Consider the following 1,978-nt stretch of genomic DNA (forward strand, 5'->3'; position numbering starts at 1 on the left):
GCCTCGGCCGACGAGGAAGGCGACCCGGTCACGCTGGCCGAGGCGCGGTCGCTGACCTTCGCCCATCGGCGCAAGGTACTGCTGGTTTCGACGCCGACGATCCGGGGGCTGAGCCGGATCGAGCGGGAATACGAGGCGAGCGACCAGCGCCGGTACTTCGTGCCATGCCCGCATTGCGACGTGATGCAGTGGCTGAAGTTCGATCGGCTGCGCTGGCAGAAGGGCCGCCCGGAGACGGCGGAATATCACTGCGAGGGCTGCGAGACGCCCATCGGTGAGCACCACAAGACTGCGATGCTGGAGGGCGGCGAATGGCGGGCGACCGCGACCGCCGCCGATCCGACCGCGGTCGGCTATCACCTCTCGGCGCTCTATTCGCCGGTGGGCTGGCTCAGCTGGTCCCGCATCGCCCGTGGCTGGGAGGCCGCCCAAGGGTCGGACGAGGCAATCAAGGCGTTCCGCAACACGATCCTTGGCGAAACATGGGTCGAGACCGGGGAGGCTCCGGACTGGCAGCGACTGCAGGGGCTGAAGGAGGACTGGACACCGGGCACCGTCCCTGCGGGCGGGTTGTTCCTGACCGCCGGGGCGGATGTCCAGAAGGACCGCATCGAGGTCGATGTCTGGGCCTGGGGCAGGGGGCTTCAAAGCTGGCTCGTCGATCACGTTGTCATCGAAGGGGGGCCGGGCGATCCGGGAGCCTGGCAGAGGCTCAGCAGTCTCCTCGGCCGGACCTGGCTTCATGCCTGCGGCACGCCGATGACCATCGCCCGGCTCGCGATCGACACCGGATACGAGACGGCGGCGGTCTATGCCTGGGCACGTCAAACGGGCTTTGGCCAGGTGGCTCCGGTCAAGGGGCTGGAGGGGTTCAACCGGTCAAGTCCGGTGACGGGTCCGACCTATGTCGATGCCACCGTTGCCGGCAAGCGTCTGCGTCGCGGTGCGCGGCTCTGGACGGTCGCGACCTCGACCTTCAAGGCGGAAACCTACCGCTTCCTGCGGCAGGATCGACCGACGAGGGAGGAGATCACGGCCGGTGCATTGGTTCCGGCGGGAACCGTACATCTGCCGGACTGGGTCGACAGCGAATGGCTGAAGCAGCTGACCGCCGAGCAGTTGGTGACGGTGAAGACCAGGCGCGGGTTCACGAAGCTCGAATGGCAGAAGCTGCGCGAGCGGAACGAGGCGCTGGACTGCCGGGTCTATGCCCGCGCCGCCGCCTGGATCGCGGGCGCGGACCGCTGGCCCGAGGCGCGGTGGCAGGACCTGGAGCGACAGCTGGTCGTGACGGGGGAAGGGAAGACGGGTGGCACGCCCCCGACACAGCCATCCCGGCCATCGGCACGGCGGCGGACGGCGCGGTCGAGCTACATGGGGTGAGGGCAGGATGTTATTGCTGCAGGATTTGGCGGCTGCGAGCGAATGCGTCGAGGGCGATCTTCCTCTTCGCAGCGAGCTTCCGTACGCGCGCCGCGACTTCGGCCTCCCCGAAGTCGACCGGGTCGAAGGGACCGCCATACCAGCGGACCATTTCCTTGTGCTGCGGATGGTGGCGGTTGGCGATGGCTTCGACGAAGTCCAGGAAACCGGGTGGGCCGCCGACATCCTCGGGCGGTGCGGTGCGTTCGCCCGCGACGAACAGCGGATAATCGGTACCGGGATCGGCTGCACCGACATGTTCGACAAGGACGCGATGCTGCCAGTCGTCCCCGAAATCGTAGGTGTAGAGGAACTCGGTGATGCCGCGATCGATCAGCGTGCCGAGGCGCATGCCCTTGGCCTGATGGATCTTGCGGCCCCAGACCGCATCCTCGGGATCGGGCTCGCCATAGACGCGGTCGTCGATGCTGAACTGGTAAAGGTGGGTGTTCTCCCAGGGCATCACCGCCTGGATGACCTCGTGCAGGGCGCGGAGGTTGGTGGTCAGGCTGACCTCGAGCTCACGCCAGATGCAGGGCTCGAGATGCAGCAGTTC

2 protein-coding genes are annotated in these 1,978 nt (G+C 67.4%); one reads left to right on the forward strand and one right to left on the reverse strand.

Features of this window, described 5'->3' with window-relative positions; all coding sequences use genetic code 11:
* Positions 1–1,383 (forward strand): phage terminase large subunit family protein (locus tag G5V65_RS21710; RefSeq protein ID WP_206526929.1); only part of this gene is annotated, 1,383 nt, incomplete at its 5' end.
* Between the two features lie 10 nt (positions 1,384–1,393).
* Here G5V65_RS21710 and G5V65_RS21715 read toward each other — a convergent pair.
* Positions 1,394–1,978 (reverse strand): plasmid pRiA4b ORF-3 family protein (locus tag G5V65_RS21715; protein WP_206526930.1); only part of this gene is annotated, 585 nt, incomplete at its 5' end.

Origin of the sequence: Paragemmobacter kunshanensis (genome assembly GCF_011059185.1) — a bacterium.
GTDB classification, from domain to species: Bacteria; Pseudomonadota; Alphaproteobacteria; order Rhodobacterales; family Rhodobacteraceae; genus Paragemmobacter; species Paragemmobacter kunshanensis.